The following is a 17,479-nucleotide window of genomic DNA, read 5'->3' as shown; positions in this document are numbered from 1 at the left end:
CAATTCGGGATGGTAAACAGGAAACTAACGCCCCATTTTGGGCGCAGCGGCTTGACGGCCCATCGACTCGACAGCCATTGCCCCTGACGGCCGTCGCCGCTACCAGCGACCCATGCCGCAGCTCGACCCCATCGCACTCACCCAAGACCTCATCCGCCGCCCGTCGGTGACCCCCGCCGACGAAGGCGCCATGGATATCGTCCAGCGCACGCTTGAGGGTCTGGGCTTCGCCTGCCGGCGCATGAAATTCGGCGAGATCGAGAACCTCTACGCCCGCTACGGGACCGCCAGCCCGAACCTTTGCTTCGCCGGCCACACCGACGTGGTGCCGGTGGGCGACGCGGCGGCCTGGAGCCGCGAGGCCTTCGCCGCCGACATCGTCGACGGCATGCTGATCGGCCGCGGGTCGGTCGACATGAAGAGCGCGGTCGCCGCCTTCGCCGCGGCCGCCGCCCAGGCGATCGAAGCCGGACAGGTGACTGGATCGCTGTCGTTCCTGATCACCGGCGACGAGGAAGGCGTGGCGACCCACGGCACCAAGATGGTGGTCGAGGCCCTGGCCGCCGAGGGCGAGGTCATCGACCATTGCGTGGTCGGCGAGCCGTCGAGCGCCGAGACCTTCGGCGACATGATCAAGATCGGCCGCCGCGGCTCGATCAACACCTGGATCACCGTCGACGGCCGCCAGGGCCACGTGGCCTATCCGCATCGCGCGGCCAACCCGATCCCGGTGCTCATCGACCTGCTGGCCCGGCTGCAGAACCATGTTTTGGACGAAGGCTATACGGGTTTTCAGCCGTCCAACCTGGAGGTGACGACGGTCGACGTCGGCAACGGCGCCACCAACGTCATTCCGGCCCAGGCCAAGGCGCGGCTCAACATCCGCTTCAATCCAGCCCACAAGGGCGCCGAACTCGCCGCCTGGATCGAAGCCGAAGCGGCCAAGTCGCGGGAAGGCTTCGCCGGCGCCATCACCGTCGAGCCGGTGATTAGCGGCGAGGCGTTTCTGACCGAGCCCGGGGCCTTCACCGACGTGGTCGCCGCCGCAGTGCAGGACGTGGCGGGCGCGGCGCCGGAGCTGTCGACAACGGGCGGCACCTCGGACGCCCGCTTCATCCGCGCACTCTGCCCGGTGGTCGAACTGGGCCTGGTGGGCAAGACCATGCACGCAGTCGACGAGCGCGCGCCGGTACAAGAGATCCACGACCTGCAGAAGGTCTATGAGCGGCTGATCGAGCGTTACTTCGCGGCGTTCGGCTAATCTCTCGATGCTCCCCGTCTGGGGTCCCCCTCCGTCTCGATGCTTCGCATAGATCCACCTCCCCAAGAGGGGAGGATCTGGAATTCAGTACTTCACGCCCGTGAGGTAAAGCCCGTCGGCGGGTGCGACCGGGCCGCAAGCCTTGCGGTCGCGAGCCTCCAGCGCGGCCGCGACGTCGTCGTGCCCCCAGCGACCGACACCGACCTCGGCCAGGGTGCCGGTCATCGAGCGGACCTGCCGGTGCAGGAACGAGCGGGAGGCGAACTCGAGCAGCACGTACTCGCCCTCGCGCCAGGCGCGGGCCACGTCCAGCGTCTTCATCGGCGACTTCGCCTGGCACTGCATGTGGCGGAAGGTGGTGAAGTCGTGATGGCCGATCAATTGGCGGGCGGCGGCGTCCATGGCATCGGCGTCCAGCGGCTTCTTCACGTGCCAGACGCGGCCGCGGTCGAGGGCCGGCGGGCTCTTGCGATTGAGGATGCGGTAGATGTAGCGCCGCTCGGTCGCCGAGAACCGCGCATGCCAGTCGCCGACCGCGATCTCGACATCGAGCACGGCGATCGGCTCGGGCACGAGGTAGGCGTTCATCGCGTCACGCACGACCTCAGGCCGCCATTCCTTGGCGAGGTCGATGTGGACCACCTGGCCGGTGGCGTGGACCCCGGTGTCGGTACGACCGGCCGCCTGCAGGCGCAGGGTCTCGCCGCTGAACGCCTTGACCGCGCGCTCGATCGACCCCTGGACCGACGGAAGGTCGTCCTGCGCCTGGAACCCCTTATAAGGGCGTCCGTCGTACTCGATGGTCAGCTTGTAGCGCGGCATCAAGCCAGCTCGGTCCCGGCCGCCACAGGCGCGCCACGCAGAAAGGCCTCCGCATCCTGCGGACCCTTGCCCTCGCGCTGGACACGCAGCAGGCGCACTGCGCCCTCACCGCAGGAGATCAGCAGGGCGTCGTCCAGCACCCGGCCTGGCGCGCCCTGGCCGTCCTCCAGCCGCGAGAGCAGCGCCTTGACCCGGACCGGGCCCTTGTCGGTCGGCAGCTCGAACCAGGCGCCGGGGAACGGCGACAGGCCGCGGATCTTGCGATCGACCTCGGCCGCCGGCTTGTCCCAGCGAATGCGCGCTTCCTTCGGACGGATCTTCTTGGCGTAGGTCAGGCCCTCCTCGGCCTGAGGCGTAGCCTTGGCCTCGCCGCGCTCGACCGCGGCCATGGTGCGCGCCAGGAGATCGGCGCCGACGATGGCCAGGCGATCATGCAGGGTTGTGGCGGTCTCCAAGGCGTCGATGCGCACGGTCTCGGAGGCCAGCACCGGGCCCTCGTCCAGGCCCTCGGTCATCTGCATGACTTCGACGCCGGTGACCTTGTCGCCCGCCATGATCGCCCGCTGTATGGGGGCCGCTCCGCGCCAGCGCGGCAGCAGCGAGGCGTGCAGATTGAAGCAGCCGAGCTTTGGTGCGTCGAGCACGGCGGCCGGCAGGATCTGGCCGAACGCCACCACCACGCCGGCGTCAAGGTTGAGGGCGGCGAAGGCCTCGATCTCGGCCGGATCGCGCATCGAGACCGGCGTGCGCACCGGAATGCCGCGTTCTTCGGCGTAGGCGTGCACGGGCGACGGCTTCAGCGTCTGGCCGCGGCCGCGCGGCGCGGGCGGCTGGGAATAGACGCAGGCGACTTCGTGCCCGGCCTCGACCAGAGCGGCGAGGGCGGCGACGGCGAAGTCGGGCGTTCCGAGAAAAGCGATGCGCATCAGACCTGCATGTAACGACGGCGGAGGATTTTAGGAACCTCAGGCAAGCTTGGCCGTTGTGTGAAGCACTCGGGAAGGGAGAACCAATCCATGCGCAACTTGATGATCGTCACCCTGGTCGCTTCGGGCCTCGCCCTGTCGGCCTGCTCGCAGGCCACGCAGGACCAGGCCAAGGCCACGGCCGATCAGGCCGCCGCCGACGCTAAGGCCGCGACCGACCAGGCTGCGGCCGACGCCAAGGCCGCCGCCGACAAGGCGGCCGCCGAGGCTCAAGCCGCGGCCGGCGCCGTCGCCGCCGACACCAAGGCCGCCGCGGCCGACGCCAGCGTCGCGGCCAAGGACGCGGCCGCCGAAGCCAAGGCCGCCGCGACGGGCGCGGCCAAGGACGCCAAGGCCGCCGTGCACGAAGCCACCGCGCCGGAGCACTAGGTCAGACGCGCCTGTCCGCCAGTCGGGCAGGCGCGCATCCTCGCTGGGACACTATAAGAGTTGTCCGCCGCCTAGGCGGCGCGGGCCTGCTTCTTGACCTTGGCCACCGCGCGGTCGCGCTTGAGGCGCGATAGGTGGTCGATGAACAACACGCCTTGCAGGTGGTCCATCTCGTGCTGGATGCAGACCGCGAACAGGCCGTCGGCGTCCTCGATCACTTCCTCGCCCTGGTAGTTCAGGTACTTCAGCTTCACGCGGGCCGGGCGCTCGACCTCGTCATAGATGTCCGGAATCGACAGGCAGCCCTCTTCGTAGGGGGCGGTGTCCTCCGAGCTCCAGATGATTTCCGGGTTCACGAAGTAGCGCGGGGCCTTCTCGTCGTCGGGGCCGGAGATGTCCATGACGATCACACGCTTGGGCACGCCGATCTGGATGGCGGCCAGGCCGATGCCGGGCGCGTCGTACATCGTCTCCAGCATGTCATCCATAAGCGCGCGCAGCTCGTCGTCGACCTTGTCGACCGGCTGCGAGACCAGTTTCAGGACCGGATTCGGAACGACGAGAATTTCACGGATAGCCATAAAAACGCAGGTAGGTCAGCGCCCCTTCGCCGTCAAGGCGGCGAGGCGGCCGGTCTCCGGCGCGTCCGGGTCGGCGGCGAGCTTGGCTAGGGGGCGGATGCCGGTCTCCACCGGCGCCAGTTCCGGCAGTTCCTTGCCCTCGTGGTCGACCTTGAGGTCCTCGAACCGGCGCGCCTGAGTCAGCACCTGAGTCTCCAGCGAACCGACGAACTGGTTGTAACGACTGACCGCCGCCTCCAGCGCCTTGCCGACCGAGCCGGCGTGCGCGCCCATCACCGAGATCCGCTTGTAGAGCTCGCGGCCCAGCTTTGAGATCTCCTGGGCGTTGGCGGCCTGCTCCTCGACCCGCCAGCCGTAAACCACCGCCTTGCAGAGCGCGAACAGGGTCGTCGGCGTCACCACCAGCACCCGGCGGTCCATCGCCTCGGTCATCAGGTCGGGCGCCCGTTCGAGCGCGGCGGCCAGAAAGCTGTCGCCGGGAATGAACATGGCCACGAAATCGGGCGAGCCCTGGTTGAACTGGTCCCAGTAGGCCTTGGCCGACAGGCCCTGCATGTGCGCGCGCACGCTCTGGGCGTGGCGCAGATAGGCGGCCTCGCGGCTGGCCTCGTCGGGCGCGTCCTGGGCTTCGAGGAAGGCGTTGAGCGAGCACTTGGCGTCGATGACGAACACCGCCCCGCCCGGCAGCCGCACGGTGACGTCGGGACGGCGGCGCCCCTCCTCGCTGTCGGTCGAGGTCTGTTCGTCGAAGTCGTAGCGATTGTGCAGGCCGGCCGCCTCCAGCACGTTGCGCAGGGTCTGCTCGCCCCACCGGCCCTGCACGCCGGCGCCGCGGCGCAGCGCCGCAGATAGCTTGCGGGCCTCGGCCTGGGTGGCGGTGGAGGCCTGGAGCAGCTGGCTGATCTGCTCCTTCAGTCCGCCGGTCTCTTCGGCGCGGGTCTTTTCGACGGCGACGACCTGCTCCTGGAACTTGGCCAGGGTCTCGGCGACGGGCTTCAGTTGCGCCTCCAGCCGGGCCTGGGCGAGTTGCTCTCTATTATGGAAGGTCTCGTCGGCGCGCTTCATCACCTGCTCGGCGATGGCGGCGGCGGCCTGGGCCTGCAGGAAGGCGGTGTTCTTGGCCTCCTGCTCCTCCAGTAGCCGCAGTCGGGCGGCGGCGTCCTGCAACTCAAACGCCCGCGCTTCGGCGCGGTTGGCGCGGCTGCGCTCCATGAGCGCCCAGGCGAGCGCGGGAATGGCCGCCAACAGGGCGGCGAGCACGGCGAGCAGGATAGCGTCCAGGTTCATGCTCCGTTCTTATACGGAGTCGCCAGGGCGCGATAGTTTCCGCCCCGCCCGGCGTCGGGCCAAAAAAAAGCCGGACCCGAAGGCCCGGCAGTTCATTAGGGAGGAAACGCCCAGGAAGGGCAGAAGCGGCAGCGCCGCCTCACGGTTTGAACATATACGGTGCGACGCACAAAACAACAAGCGATTTTGTGCCGGACCCATCACATTTTCTAAAAGCGGCGAAAAAATTCGTTACAAATCAGTGAGATTTGAGCACGTTGCAAACAGCTAAGGTTTGCTGCACCGCACAAAGACGCGATATCAATGTTCGGCGCCGCGGCGAGAAGGCGCTGGCGCAAAAGCCATTCGTCACCTAAAAGCGCGCGCTTCCCCAAATAGGCGCCCATAAAGCCAAATCAATGTCGCTCCGCAACATCGCCATCATCGCCCACGTCGACCACGGCAAGACGACCCTCGTCGACCAACTCCTTGCCCAGTCAGGCGTTTTCCGAGCCAATGAGGCGACGGTTGAGCGCGCCATGGACTCCAACGACCAGGAGCGCGAGCGCGGGATCACCATCCTCGCCAAGTGCACCAGCGTCCTCTGGAACGGAAAAGCGGGCGAGACCCGCATCAACATCATCGACACCCCCGGCCACGCCGACTTCGGCGGCGAGGTCGAGCGGATCCTCGGTATGGTGGACGGCTGCGTCCTCCTGGTGGACGCCGAAGAAGGCGTCATGCCCCAGACCAAGTTCGTGCTGGGCAAGGCGCTGAAGATGGGCCTGCGCCCGATCCTCTGCCTCAACAAGGTCGACCGCGCCCACGCCGATCCCGACCGCGTGCTGAACGACGCCTTCGACCTGTTCGCGGCCATGGGCGCGACGGACGAGCAGCTCGACTTCCCGCACATCTACGCCTCGGGCAAGAACGGCTGGGCGACGCTCGACCTGAACCAACCGAACGACAACCTCGGCCCGCTGTTCGACCTGATCGTCGATCACGTGCCGCCGCCGAAGGCCGAGGCCCGCAAGGACGAGCCCTTCCAGATGCTGTCGGTGCTGATCGAAAGCGACCCGTTCCTCGGGCGCCTGCTGACCGGCCGCATCGAAGCCGGCCGCGCTGTCCCGGGTCTGGCCATCAAGGCGCTGTCGCGTGACGGCAAGGAGATCGAGCGGGGTCGCATCACCAAGGTGCTGGCGTTCCGCGGCCTGAAGCGTCAGCCGATCGACGCGGGCGCCGAGGCGGGCGACATCGTCGCCATCGCCGGCCTCTCGAAGGCTACCGTGGCCGACACCCTCTGCGCGCTGGAAGTCACCGACGCCCTTCCCGCCCAGCCGATCGACCCGCCGACCATCTCGATGACCGTGTCCGTCAACGACAGCCCGCTGGCCGGCCGCGAAGGCGACAAGGTGCAGAGCCGCGTCATCGCCGCGAGACTGCTGAAGGAAGCCGAATCCAACGTCGCCATCCGCGTCACCGAAACCTCGGAGAAGGACGCCTTCGAAGTCGCCGGCCGCGGCGAACTGCAGCTGGGCGTGCTGATCGAAGGCATGCGCCGCGAGGGCTTCGAGGTCTCGATCAGCCGTCCGCGCGTGGTGTTCCAGACCGATCCGGAAACCGGACAGCGCATGGAACCGATCGAGGACGTCATGATCGACGTCGACGACGAGTTCACCGGCATCGTCATCGAAAAGCTGTCGGCCCGTAAGGCCGAGCTGAAGGACATGGGCCCCTCGGGCGCGGGCAAGACCCGCATCAGCCTGATGAGCCCGTCGCGCTCGCTCATCGGCTATCAGGGCGAGTTCCTGACCGACACCCGCGGCTCAGGCGTGCTGAACCGCGTGTTCAGCCACTACGAACCCTACAAGGGCCCCATCGACGCCGGCCGCAAGGGCGTGCTGGTCTCAAATTCGGACGGGGAAACCGCGGCCTATGCGCTGTGGAACCTGGAGGAGCGCGGCACCATGTTCGTCGGCGCCGGCGAAAAGACCTACCAGGGCATGATCATCGGCGAGAACAGCCGCGCCGACGACCTGGACGTCAACCCGATGAAGGCCAAGCAACTGACCAACGTGCGCGCCTCCGGCAAGGACGAGGCCGTGCGCCTCACCCCGCCGCGCCGCATGACCCTCGAACAGGCCATCGCCTACATCGAGGAAGACGAGCTGGTCGAAGTCACGCCGAAGTCGATCCGCCTGCGCAAGCAGGTGCTGAACCCCTCCTTCCGCAAGCGGCGCGTCAAGGAGGAGTAGTGACGCAAGCGGCGGCGGCGCCCAACATCAGCAGGCAGGCGGCGCGCGAACGCGCGTTCCGCCTGCTCGCCGGCACCGTCACCGCGCTGTTTCTGGCCTTCGCAGCACTGGGCGGGGTCTTCTTCTGGTACGACCGCGCCGCCGGATGGCTGACCCACGCCCACGAGGTGCGGATCGAGATCGAAGGCCTGCGCCTGTCGCTGACCGAGGCCGAGTCGGCCCAGCGGGCCTTCATCCTCACCGGCGACTCGCAATTCACCCGGCAGATCGAAGGCGCCCGCACGGCGGGCGCAATCCATATCAACGCGCTGGAACGGCTGACGCGCGACAATCCCGAACAGCAGGAACGGCTGGCGCGCCTGCAGGCGCTGATGATTACGCGCATGGACGTGATCGATCAGACGGTCGCCGCGCGCCGCACCGGCTCGCCTGGCGCCGCCATCCAGATCATCCGCCGCGGCCAGGGCGTCGAGGCCATGCAAGGCGTACGGCAGATCGCCGCCGAACTGGAGCTGGAAGAACGCCGGCTGCAGCGCCAGCGCGAGCATCAAGTCGCCGTCGTGCGCACGGTGATCGTCGCCTCGCTGATCATCTTCGCCGCGCTGCTGGCGCTGCTGTTCTTCAAGGCGCTGCGCGACATCAGCCTGGACCGCGAAGCCGAGGCGGACGTCGCCCAACGGCTGCGCCGGCTGCTCGAAGACCGCACCCTGCTTCTGGACGAGGTCAACCACCGGGTCAAAAATTCGCTGCAGCAGATCGCCAGCGTCGTGCGCCTGCAGTCGCGGGCGGTCGAGCACGACGACGCCCGCGACGCGCTGAACCGGACCCTCGACCGGATCATCGCCGTCGGCCGCGTGCACGAGCAGATGTACAAGGCAGACGACGCCATCGGCGCCTTCGACGCCGGCCGCTACACCGAGGCCCTGGCGCAGGATCTGGTCAGTTCGCTCGGGCGCGACGACGTGGCCCTGGAGACGCGGATCGAGCACGCCGTGCTGGATGTGAAGCAAGCCGTGCCGCTGGCCCTGATCCTCAATGAGTTGATCACCAACGCCTTGAAATACGGCTGCCCCCCCGATAGGCCGTCCAAAATAAAGGTCGCCCTCGGAACAGATGGCGAGCTCTACCGTTTGAGCGTGGCTGACGACGGTGAAGGTCTGCCCAAGGACTTTTCACCGACGAAACGCAGAGGCCTCGGGATGCGGGCGATCGAAGCCTTGGCGAGACAGCTCGGCGGACGCTTCGAGATAGAACAACCGAAGGCCGGCGCCTCTTTCGCCGTCGTCTTCCCGAGGAGTTGAGCGCGCCGTGCGTATTATGGTTGTTGAGGACGACGCGTTGATCGCGCTCGACATCGTCGGCCTGCTGGAAGACATGGGCCACGAAGTCGTGGCCGAGGCCGCCGACGCGACCGAGGCCTGGGCGCTGGCCGAAGACGGCCGTCCGGACATCGCCCTCGTCGACATCCGATTGGCCCGCGGCGTCGACGGCGGCGTGCTGGCCCGTGAGCTCTACGACAAGCTGGGCGTCCGCTCGCTGTTCGTCTCGGGGTCGATCACCGAGGAATTCCGCCGCTCGATGGCGGCCATCAAGCCGATCGGCTTCCTGGGCAAGCCGCTCAGCCGCCACACGCTGGGCGAGGCGTTGAACGCCGTCTAGGGACGCCGTGTGTCGATGCTGACCACAGCCGGGTCCCGGCGCCACGTACTACCCGACCTTGCTGGCGACCGGGGCGCCGCCTGCGCCACAACGCGCATGTCGCCGGAAGTGGCGGCGCCGGATGAGATCGAGGGCCGAAGCGTGGCGCCCGCAGCTGTGCTAGGCAGGGTGTATGGCCAACCCGATCTTCGCGAACCTCCCCACCACCATCTTCGAGGAGATGTCGGGCCTGGCCCGCGAGATCGGGGCGATCAACCTCGGTCAGGGGTTCCCTGACGACCCCGGTCCGCAGGCGATCCGCGAGCGCGCCGCCGACGCGGTGCTGAACGGCTACAACCAGTATCCGCCGATGGCCGGCCTGCCCGACCTGCGCGCCGCGGTCGCCGCGCACTATGCCCGCACCCAGGGACTGGACTTCGACTGGGCCAGCGAAATCACCATCACCTCCGGCGCGACCGAGGCGCTGGCCGCAGCCTTCCTCGGCCTGATCCAGCCCGGCGACGAGGTGGTGGTCTTCCAGCCGCTCTACGACGCCTATCTGCCACTGATCCGCCGGGCGGGCGGCGTGCCGCGGCTGGTCAAGCTGAGCCCGCCGCACTGGCGCTTCGACCGCGCGATGCTCGAGGCCGCGTTCGGCTCCAAGACGCGGTTCGTGGTGCTGAACAATCCGATCAATCCGGCCGGCGCGGTGCTGCCGCGCGAGGATCTCGCCCTGCTGGCCGAGTTCTGCGTCGCCCACGACGCCATCGCGATCTGCGACGAGGTCTGGGAGCAGGTGGTGTTCGACGGCGCGCGGCACCTGCCCCTGATCGCATTCCCGGGCATGCGCGACCGGACCGTGAAGATCGGCTCGGCAGGCAAGATGTTCGGCCTGACTGGCTGGAAGGTCGGCTTCCTCTGCGCCGGCGCCGAGCTGACCCGGGCGCTGTCGAGGACGCACCAGTTCCTGACCTTCACCACCGCGCCCAATCTGCAGGCGGCGGTCGCCTGGGGGCTGGAGAACAGCGGCGGCTGGTTCGAGGCCATGCCGAGAGACCTGCAGCGCTCACGCGACCGGTTGGCGGCGGGCCTGGCCGCCGAAGGCTTCGTCACCCTGCCGGCCCAGGGCACCTACTTCCTCAACATCGACCTGGCGGCCTCGGGGATCGACGAGCCCGACCGCGCCTTCGCCCTGCGCGCGGTCAAGGAAGCGGGCGTCGCCAGCATTCCGGTCTCGGCCCTCTACGAGGAGGACCACGTGACCACCATCCTGCGGCTCTGCCTGGCGAAGAACGACCAGACCCTCGACGAGGGCGTGCGCCGGCTGGCCAAGGCCCGCGAGCTCTCCCGCCGAGCCTGAGGTTCCACCGCCGAAAGTAGCGCGCAGGTTGTCTGCGGTTCCCGGAACGTCGTTCCCGTGCCTATCCTGGGCGAGACGGTTTCGAGAGGAACGTGAGATGCACCTGGGTTCCATGAAGGCTGCGAAGATCGGTGTCGCCCTGGCGACGGCCGGGGCGGTGCTGGCGGGCGGCGTCGCCCAGGCCCAGTACTATTCCTACGCGGCCCCCGCGCCGGTCAGCTACGCGCGGGTCGGCCCGGCCGACCCCTGCGCCCGCACGGCCGCGCAGCGCGCGCTCGGTTGGGGCATCGTCGGCCTGATCGCCGGCGGCCTGGCCGGCGGCGCGGCGGCCGGCGCCGGCGTCGTCGCCGAAGGCGCAGGCCTTGGGGCGTTCGTGGGTTCGATCATCGGCGGCGTCGCGGGTTCGCGATCCGCCGCCTGCGGCACCGCCGCCATCGCCGCAGCCCAGGGCGCCTATGGGCCCTTCTACGGGCAAGGCTATCCGGCCCAGTACGGCCACCCGACCTACGCCGTCGGCGGCGCACAGCCGGTTACATATTACGAGTACCGCCGGACCTATCGCAGCTGGGAGGCCCCGCAGCCCGGCTGGCAACAACCGCCGCAGCAGTTCGCACCGCCGCAGCAGTTTCAACCGCCGCCGCCGCAGTTCGCGCCGCAGCCGCGGAACTAGGGGCGGACGCGCTCGCCGCGCCGCGCCCCTTGCGTCCGATCAGCAGGTCGAGCCGCCGTCCACGACGATGGCCTGGCCGGTCATCCACGACCCGGCCTTCGAGGCCAGGAAAACCGCCGCGCCGGCGATGTCGTCCGGCTCGCCCAGGCGGCGCAGCGGATTGTTGGCGCTGGAGCGCTTCTCGGCTTCCGGGGTGTCCCACAGCGCCTTGGCGAAGTCGGTCTTCACCAGTCCCGGCGCGATGCAGTTCACCCGCACGTTGTCGGGGCCGAGTTCGACGGCCAGGTTGCGGGCCAGCTGGAAGTCCGCCGCCTTGGAGATGTTGTAGGCGCCGATGCCGGTGGAGCCGCGCAGGCCGCCGATCGACGAGATGATGATCACCGCGCCGTCCTTGCGCTCGCGCATCTGCGGCGCGGCCATCTGGATCAGCCAGTTGTTGGCGATGATGTTGTTGTCGAGGATCTTGCGGAACTGATCGTCGTTGATCTGGGACATCGGGCCGAAGAACGGGTTGGTGGCCGCGTTGCAGACCACGATGTCGATCTTGCCGAACGCCTTGACCGTCTCGTCAACCAGACGCTGAAGGTCTTCCTTCGAGGAGATCGAGGCCGGAACGGCGATGGCCGCGCCCGGATGCTTCTCGTTGATCGCCGCGGCGACCTCGTCGCAGGGCCCGGCCTTGCGCGAGGAGATCACCACCTTGGCGCCGTGCTCGGCCATCCGCTCGGCGATCGCCTTGCCGATCCCGCGCGAGGATCCGGTGATGACAGCGACCTTTCCGGTCAGGTCGAACAGTTCGCCCATGGCGCTCCCTCCAAACAGTTGTTTGATTTTGTCGACGTCATTTGCGGCGCCGGGCGCCGTTGGGTCAAGCGTCGGCTTCGAAGCCCAGAGGCGCGGTCAGCACCACGCGCAGCCCAGGGTCGTTGTCCTGATAGTCGAGCGCCCCGTGCAACTGCCCGACCATGGCGTTCATCATGCGGGTGCCGAAGCCTTGGCCTGGCCCGCGCCGGCCGCCGCCGCGGTCGGCGACCACCATCGACAGACGTCCGCCGGCCTGCGATAGCGCGATGTCGATCGGCCCGGCACGGCCGCCATAGGCGTACTTGTTGGCGTTGATGGCCAATTCGGTGAGCACCAGGCCCAGGGTCACCGCCCGGTCCGTCGGCACCACGACCGGCTCCAGGCGCAAGCTGAGCTGCCCGTCCCACTCCTGGCCCATCGAGGCGGCCATGTCTTGAAGCAGTTCCTCGATGTAGCGCGAAAGGTCGATGCTCTCGATCTGATCGGCCCTGTAGAGCCGTCGATGGACCAGGGCGACGGCGCTCAGGCGGCGACGCGCCTCCTCGAAGCTCGCCTTCAACTCCTCGCTGTCGGAGGCGCGGCCCTGCAGGCCCAGGAAGCTGGACACCAGCTGCAGGCTGTTCTGCACGCGGTGGTTCACCTCGCGCAGCAGCAGTTCCTTCTGCGCGAGCAGACCGTCCTTCTCAGCCACGGTCTCGGACAGGCGAGCGTTCAGTTCGCGCATCCGCCGGGTCTGGCGCACCTCCACCACGGCGCGCCGCAAATGCTCGGCTGCGTCGATTTCGGCCGGCGCCCAGGGGCGCGCGCGCCCATGCACCGCCTCGCTCCAGGCCTCGAACGAGGCGCGTGGCGTCAACATTCCGTCGGGCCCCGCCACAATCTTGTGCGGGTTGCCGGCCCAGTTAATCTCCTCGACCTGCTCGGCCCGGAACCAAAAGATTTGGAACGGCTCATCGCGGGAGACGGTCACCGCCAGCAGGCCGCTGGCGACCTCGCGCGAAGGTTCGGCGGCTGGAAAAAAACTGGGCAGGCGGCTGGTCTCGAACGGTTCGGTGCGCTCCTGCACGGCCAGCCAGGCCGCGAGGTCGCGGATCACCGACTCCGGCGGGCAGGCGCCGCCATGCAGCAGCGCCCCGCCACGCAGCACAGCCACGCCGTCGGCGTTCAGGGCCTGCATAAGGTCAGGCAGGATTTCACCCAACCCCTCGTCGAGCGACGGCGCGCGCGACAGCAGGCCGACAATCTCGTCCTCCATGCTGCGCAGCCGGATGCGCTCGCGCAGGACATCGGCCTCCTCCTTGGCCTTGATCTGGCGCACCAAGCCCCCCGACAACGCCCGGCAAGCCACGCGGAGGTCGTAGGGCAGGAGCTTGGGCGTGGCGTGATGGCAGGCGATCAGGCCCCAGAGCTCGCCGTCCCGCACGATCGAGATCGAAGCCGAAGCGCCGACCCCCATGTTCTGCATGTACTGCATGTGAACCGGCGAGACGCTGCGCAGCGCGCAGTCGCTCATGTCGAGCGGCTCGCCTTGCCACGATGGTCGCAGCGCGGCCGGCTCATAGCGAATGTCCGGGATGACCCGCACGAGATTTCGCAGATAGAGGGCCCGTGCCTGCCGGGGAATGTCCGAACCGGGGAAGCGGTGGTTCAGGAAGGCCGGCATGAAGTCGGCGCGGTCCTCGGCCAGCACCGCGCCGGCGTCATCGTCCAGGAAACGGTAGATCATCACGCGGTCGAAGCCCGTGATCCGGCGAAACTCGACGGCCGCCCGCTCAAACAGGGCCTTGAGGTTCGGCGCGCGCTCGAACGCCAACCCGGCCGCTTCGAGCCCGCCTAGGATCGACGAGCCGGAGGCCGGTACAAGAGGACCAGGCTCCACCTCGACCAACACCGTCTCGCCCTGCTCGCGCGCGTGGACGTCGAAGAGGCGCGTCGCGAGCCGAATCTGGCCGACGAAACCGCCGCGGGCCACCGACTGCGTCAGCCGCGCGACCCGGTCGGCCGTCTCCTCGCCGAGCAGTCGCGCGAGGCTCGCGCCCCGCCAGTCCTGCACCTTCAAGAGGTCCTCGACGGGTCCGGCGACGTGGGTGACCGTCAGGTTGTCGCGGTCTGCCACCAACATCATGCCGTGGGGCTGAATCGAGCCAGGAAGATGGATCGGCTCGCGATCGCAGGCCGTGAGATCTATGGCGACGTCAACGTTCACGAAGCCACGCCTTCGAGCAGAACCTTGTCGACATGGGCGAACCCCATCACGCCGCCGCGCGCAGCGGCTTCGCCGCGTGTCCTGTCCTGCGGCGGACATTCGCGCTCGAGCACCGCCAGGAATTGGCGCCAGGCCTCGCCTGTCCGCGCGCCATAGGGGTCGAGAAAGCTGAGACCGGTCATATCCAGCCCGGCTCGCTCGGCCTGCTTGCGGATCACCTTGCCCCCCAGGCTGGAGCCTTCGAGCACGTACATAAGCCCGAGCGCCTCGGCGGCGTCGACAGGCTGGGGCGCCGACTGCAACGGCGGCGGTTCGACTCCGAGCGCAGCGAGATCGTCGGCCAGCGCGCGGGTGCGGCGGCGTGCGGCGAAGTCGAGGCCTTCGATCGGCGCCAGCCAGGGCTCGAGCGCGGCCTCCATGCCGGCGTGCAGGCTGTGAAATCGGGCGGCCAGTTGGCGGCGCCCCTCCAGCGATTGCATGCTCGCAAGTATATCTAGCCGCTCTTCGAGCCGCTCATGCGCGAGCCGGGTGGCGTCGCGCAGCCGTTCCAGTACGCTTTGGGTCACAAAGGGTTCCTATTCGCCACGCGCGCCAAGGGAGCCCGTTGGTACAAGTTGATCCCTTACCCTGAGCCCAACGAAGCGGTTTGTCGATACACGTCAGCGGGTTAGCGCTTTTCCATGCACAAATTCAAGACGATCCAGCTTTCCGACGTCAGTCTGCGGGCGGCGATTCAAGGCCACGGTCCGCTGGTCGTGATGGTCCACGGGTTTCCGGAGAGCTGGTACAGCTGGCGCCATCAGATGGACCCGGTCGCTGACGCCGGTTTCACCGCCTGCGCCATCGACGTGCGCGGCTATGGCGGCTCTTCGCGGCCGCCGGCCATCGAAGACTACGACATGGAGCACATGGTCGCCGACGTGGCCGGGGTGATCGAGGCGCTGAGCCCTGACGCCCCCGCCGTGCTGGTCGGGCACGACTGGGGCGCGCCGATCGTCTGGAACACGGCCCTGGTCCGCCCCGACCGGGTGCGCGCGGTCGCCGGGCTGTCGGTGCCCCATACCGGCGTGCCCAAGCGGCCGTTCAGCGACATGATCGAGAGCGTGTTCACCAGCCGCGGCAAGTTCTTCTACCAAGCCTGGTTCCAGAACGTCGGACCGGCCGAGGCCGAACTGGAGGCCAATGTCCGCGACGGCCTTCGCAAGTTCTACTATGCGATCAGCGGCGATGCGCCGGACGGGACCTGGCCGACCGACAAGACCCATGGCCAGAGCCTGCTGGAGGGGCTGGTCGATCCGAACCCCTTCCCCGCCTGGCTGACCGACGCCGATCTCGACTACTACGTCGCCGAGTTCGAGCGCTCCGGCTTCCGCGGCCCGATCAACCGCTATCGCAACCACCAGCGCGACTTCGAGTACCTGCGCCAGTTCGAGGGCCGCAAGATCGAGCAGCCGTCGCTGTTCGTTGGCGGCGAGCGCGACCTGGTGCTGTCGATGCTGGGCAAGGGCGACCTGATGGCGATCATGGGCGCGGAGATGCCGAACCTGCGCGGCGCCGACGTGCTGCCCGGCTGCGGCCACTGGACCCAGCAGGAGCGCCCACAGGAGGTCAACGACCGACTGTTGCCCTGGCTGAAGTCGCTCTAGCCTTCGCGACCGGCGAAGGCTGACCCCGGCGACCGCGCATTGTGAAGCCGCCTCACGCGGCGCAGCTTGACGGTATGGATAGCGAGATCCTGTTGCTGGGCGCGGGCCTGCTGGCGGGGGCGATGAACGCCCTGGCCGGCGGCGGCTCGTTCGTCACCCTGCCGGCGCTGATCGCGGCCGGCGTGCCTTCGGTTGCGGCGAACGCCTCCAGCACCGTGGCGCTCTATCCCGGCGGCCTGGCCAGCGCCTGGGTCTATCGCCAGGGCCTGACCGAGGTCTGCGGCGTGCCGATCAAGCCGATGCTGTCGGTCACCCTGGCCGGCGGTCTGGCGGGCAGCCTGCTGCTGCTGTGGACGCCGTCCTCGACCTTCGACGTCATCCTGCCCTGGCTATTGCTGACGGCCACCCTGGCGCTGGCCTTCGGGCCGCGCATCGCACCCTGGCTGCAGCGGCGCGCGCAGATCGGTCCAGGCCCGACCCTGGTCCTGCAGTTCGCGCTGGGGATCTATGGCGGCTATTTCGGGGGCGCGGTCGGGCTGATGATGATGGCCGCCTGGAGCCTGTTGGCCGGGGTCGACCTTAAGCAGCTCAACCCGCCGCGCACCCTGATGGTCAGCGCCGCCAACACCATCGCCGTGATCTGCTTCGTGATCGCCGGCGCGGTTCGTTGGCCCGAAACCCTGCTGGTCGGGCTCGGCGCGATCGTCGGCGGTTATCTCGGCGCTCACGTGGGTCGGCGGCTGGACCCGCGCGTGGTGCGCGCCGCCACCATCGCGCTCTCGGTGGTGATGACCGCGGTGTTCTTCGTCCGCGCGGCCCGCGGCTAGCGGCAGACCTGGTGGCGGCCCGAATCCAAGTGCAGATGGTCGCGATGGGCGGCGTTGTAGTCCGGGCTCAGCGTCGTGCGGAACCAGCGGCAGGCTTCGTCGCGCGAGCGGCGCAGGAACGCGCCCCGCCTGTCCTCTCCTTCGAACTGGCCGAGCACGCGCAGCTTGCGGCCGCTGGCCGTCGTGAAGCCGCCGACGTCGAGAGCGTTCGCGAAGGCGTGCTCGCTGCGGGGGCCGTCCGCTGCGCCATACATGTTGCGGCAGGCGTAGGTCCCCATGTGGTCGACGCTGGCGATCGGCTCGCCGAGCACCTCGCGCGCGGAGGGCTGCAGCCCGTAGCGGTCCCAGGCGGCGTAGGTCAGGGCCTGGCGGCAGGTCATCACCGGGCCGGCCGGCGACAACGGCGTCACGCCGCCACGCAGCCGCACCGCGTCGAGCTGCGAGCAGCCCGCCTCGCGCCGCGGCGGGCTTTCGTCGAACCTCACGCCCCCGGAACGCAGCGCCGCGCGGCAGCGGGCGGGATCGGCGGCGGCGTGCCGTAGCTGCTGATGGGTCGCCAGACCGGCCGGAGCCGACAGGGCCAGCGGCTTCCAGGGCAGATCCTCGGGCGGCGCCGCCACGTTCGCAAAGCAGACCAGGATCGCGGCCGCCAGCGCCGCGTCGGTCAGGGTCGCCCAGACCGCCCCCAAGAACACCCCGGATGGTTGAAACGCCATCAAACGCACGCGGACTGGCTTCTCTTCCCCAGCGGCGCCGACCTATGGTCGAGGTCCAGAGGAGAGGCCCCC

Annotated in this window: 17 protein-coding genes; 9 read left to right on the top strand and 8 right to left on the bottom strand. The window is 68.7% G+C overall.

The genetic code is table 11. The annotated features are described in order from the left end of the window. Positions 1–112: 112 nt before the first annotated feature. On the top strand, positions 113–1,261 hold the full coding sequence (gene dapE, locus GGQ61_RS08630) for a succinyl-diaminopimelate desuccinylase (RefSeq protein WP_183771562.1): 1,149 nt from the start codon (positions 113–115) through the stop codon (positions 1,259–1,261). Positions 1,262–1,345: 84 nt separating this feature from the next. Here the strand turns inward: dapE and truA are convergent, their stop codons facing one another. Next, positions 1,346–2,083 (bottom strand): tRNA pseudouridine(38-40) synthase TruA, encoded by a 738-nt coding sequence (gene truA / locus GGQ61_RS08625; RefSeq protein WP_183771560.1) that lies wholly within the window; start codon positions 2,081–2,083, stop codon positions 1,346–1,348. Beyond that, positions 2,083–3,009, bottom strand: a complete 927-nt coding sequence (gene fmt, locus GGQ61_RS08620; protein WP_183771558.1) for a methionyl-tRNA formyltransferase — start codon at positions 3,007–3,009, stop codon at positions 2,083–2,085. The genes truA and fmt overlap by 1 nt, the downstream gene beginning before the upstream one ends. 90 nt (positions 3,010–3,099) lie before the next feature. On the opposite strand from fmt, the gene GGQ61_RS08615 reads away from it, so the two are divergent. Beyond that, complete coding sequence (locus tag GGQ61_RS08615; RefSeq protein ID WP_183771556.1) at positions 3,100–3,438, top strand: hypothetical protein; 339 nt, start codon at positions 3,100–3,102, stop codon at positions 3,436–3,438. 71 nt (positions 3,439–3,509) lie between these two features. Here the strand turns inward: GGQ61_RS08615 and def are convergent, their stop codons facing one another. Beyond that, complete coding sequence (gene def / locus GGQ61_RS08610; RefSeq protein ID WP_183771555.1) at positions 3,510–4,019, bottom strand: peptide deformylase; 510 nt, start codon at positions 4,017–4,019, stop codon at positions 3,510–3,512. A 15-nt stretch (positions 4,020–4,034) separates the two neighbouring features. Beyond that, positions 4,035–5,306, bottom strand: a complete 1,272-nt coding sequence (locus tag GGQ61_RS08605; RefSeq protein ID WP_183771553.1) for a DNA recombination protein RmuC — start codon at positions 5,304–5,306, stop codon at positions 4,035–4,037. A gap of 398 nt (positions 5,307–5,704) precedes the next feature. On the opposite strand from GGQ61_RS08605, the gene typA reads away from it, so the two are divergent. From typA to GGQ61_RS08580, 5 genes are all read left to right on the top strand, one after another. Beyond that, positions 5,705–7,540: a translational GTPase TypA gene (typA, locus tag GGQ61_RS08600; protein WP_183771551.1), complete on the top strand. Its 1,836-nt coding sequence runs from the start codon at positions 5,705–5,707 to the stop codon at positions 7,538–7,540. After that, positions 7,540–8,841: a CHASE3 domain-containing protein gene (locus GGQ61_RS08595; RefSeq protein ID WP_183771549.1), complete on the top strand. Its 1,302-nt coding sequence runs from the start codon at positions 7,540–7,542 to the stop codon at positions 8,839–8,841. Before typA ends, GGQ61_RS08595 begins: the two co-directional genes overlap by 1 nt. A gap of 16 nt (positions 8,842–8,857) precedes the next feature. Continuing rightward, the gene (locus tag GGQ61_RS08590) at positions 8,858–9,199 is read left to right on the top strand and encodes a response regulator (RefSeq protein ID WP_246370690.1); all 342 of its coding nucleotides are present in this window, start codon (positions 8,858–8,860) and stop codon (positions 9,197–9,199) included. 172 nt (positions 9,200–9,371) lie between these two features. Then, positions 9,372–10,538, top strand: coding sequence for an aminotransferase (locus GGQ61_RS08585; protein ID WP_183771545.1), 1,167 nt, complete (start codon positions 9,372–9,374; stop codon positions 10,536–10,538). 97 nt (positions 10,539–10,635) lie between these two features. Further along, positions 10,636–11,208, top strand: a complete 573-nt coding sequence (locus tag GGQ61_RS08580) for a hypothetical protein (protein WP_183771543.1) — start codon at positions 10,636–10,638, stop codon at positions 11,206–11,208. Between the two features lie 39 nt (positions 11,209–11,247). Here GGQ61_RS08580 and GGQ61_RS08575 read toward each other — a convergent pair whose 3' ends face one another. From GGQ61_RS08575 to GGQ61_RS08565, 3 genes are all read right to left on the bottom strand, one after another. Continuing rightward, positions 11,248–12,012 carry an SDR family oxidoreductase gene (locus tag GGQ61_RS08575; protein ID WP_183771541.1) on the bottom strand — a complete coding sequence of 255 codons (765 nt, stop codon included), beginning with the start codon at positions 12,010–12,012 and terminating at the stop codon, positions 11,248–11,250. A 64-nt stretch (positions 12,013–12,076) separates the two neighbouring features. Continuing rightward, complete coding sequence (locus GGQ61_RS08570; RefSeq protein ID WP_343056091.1) at positions 12,077–14,218, bottom strand: histidine kinase dimerization/phosphoacceptor domain -containing protein; 2,142 nt, start codon at positions 14,216–14,218, stop codon at positions 12,077–12,079. After that, positions 14,215–14,784, bottom strand: a complete 570-nt coding sequence (locus GGQ61_RS08565) for a biliverdin-producing heme oxygenase (RefSeq protein WP_183771538.1) — start codon at positions 14,782–14,784, stop codon at positions 14,215–14,217. Before GGQ61_RS08565 ends, GGQ61_RS08570 begins: the two co-directional genes overlap by 4 nt. Positions 14,785–14,898: 114 nt before the next feature. Here GGQ61_RS08565 and GGQ61_RS08560 point away from each other — a divergent pair, with 114 nt between their 5' ends. Together GGQ61_RS08560 and GGQ61_RS08555 are read left to right on the top strand one after the other, a co-directional pair. Further along, complete coding sequence (locus tag GGQ61_RS08560; RefSeq protein WP_183771536.1) at positions 14,899–15,864, top strand: alpha/beta fold hydrolase; 966 nt, start codon at positions 14,899–14,901, stop codon at positions 15,862–15,864. 74 nt (positions 15,865–15,938) lie between these two features. After that, the gene (locus GGQ61_RS08555; RefSeq protein WP_183771534.1) at positions 15,939–16,691 is read left to right on the top strand and encodes a sulfite exporter TauE/SafE family protein; all 753 of its coding nucleotides are present in this window, start codon (positions 15,939–15,941) and stop codon (positions 16,689–16,691) included. Here GGQ61_RS08555 and GGQ61_RS08550 read toward each other — a convergent pair. Beyond that, positions 16,688–17,407 carry an extensin-like domain-containing protein gene (locus GGQ61_RS08550; protein WP_183771532.1) on the bottom strand — a complete coding sequence of 240 codons (720 nt, stop codon included), beginning with the start codon at positions 17,405–17,407 and terminating at the stop codon, positions 16,688–16,690. The two genes, GGQ61_RS08555 and GGQ61_RS08550, sit on opposite strands and share 4 nt — an antisense overlap. Positions 17,408–17,479: the final 72 nt, after the last annotated feature.

It is taken from the genome of Phenylobacterium haematophilum, assembly GCF_014196295.1.
GTDB lineage: Bacteria > Pseudomonadota > Alphaproteobacteria > Caulobacterales > Caulobacteraceae > Phenylobacterium > Phenylobacterium haematophilum.
This window is presented reverse-complemented; position numbering and strand designations above follow the sequence as displayed.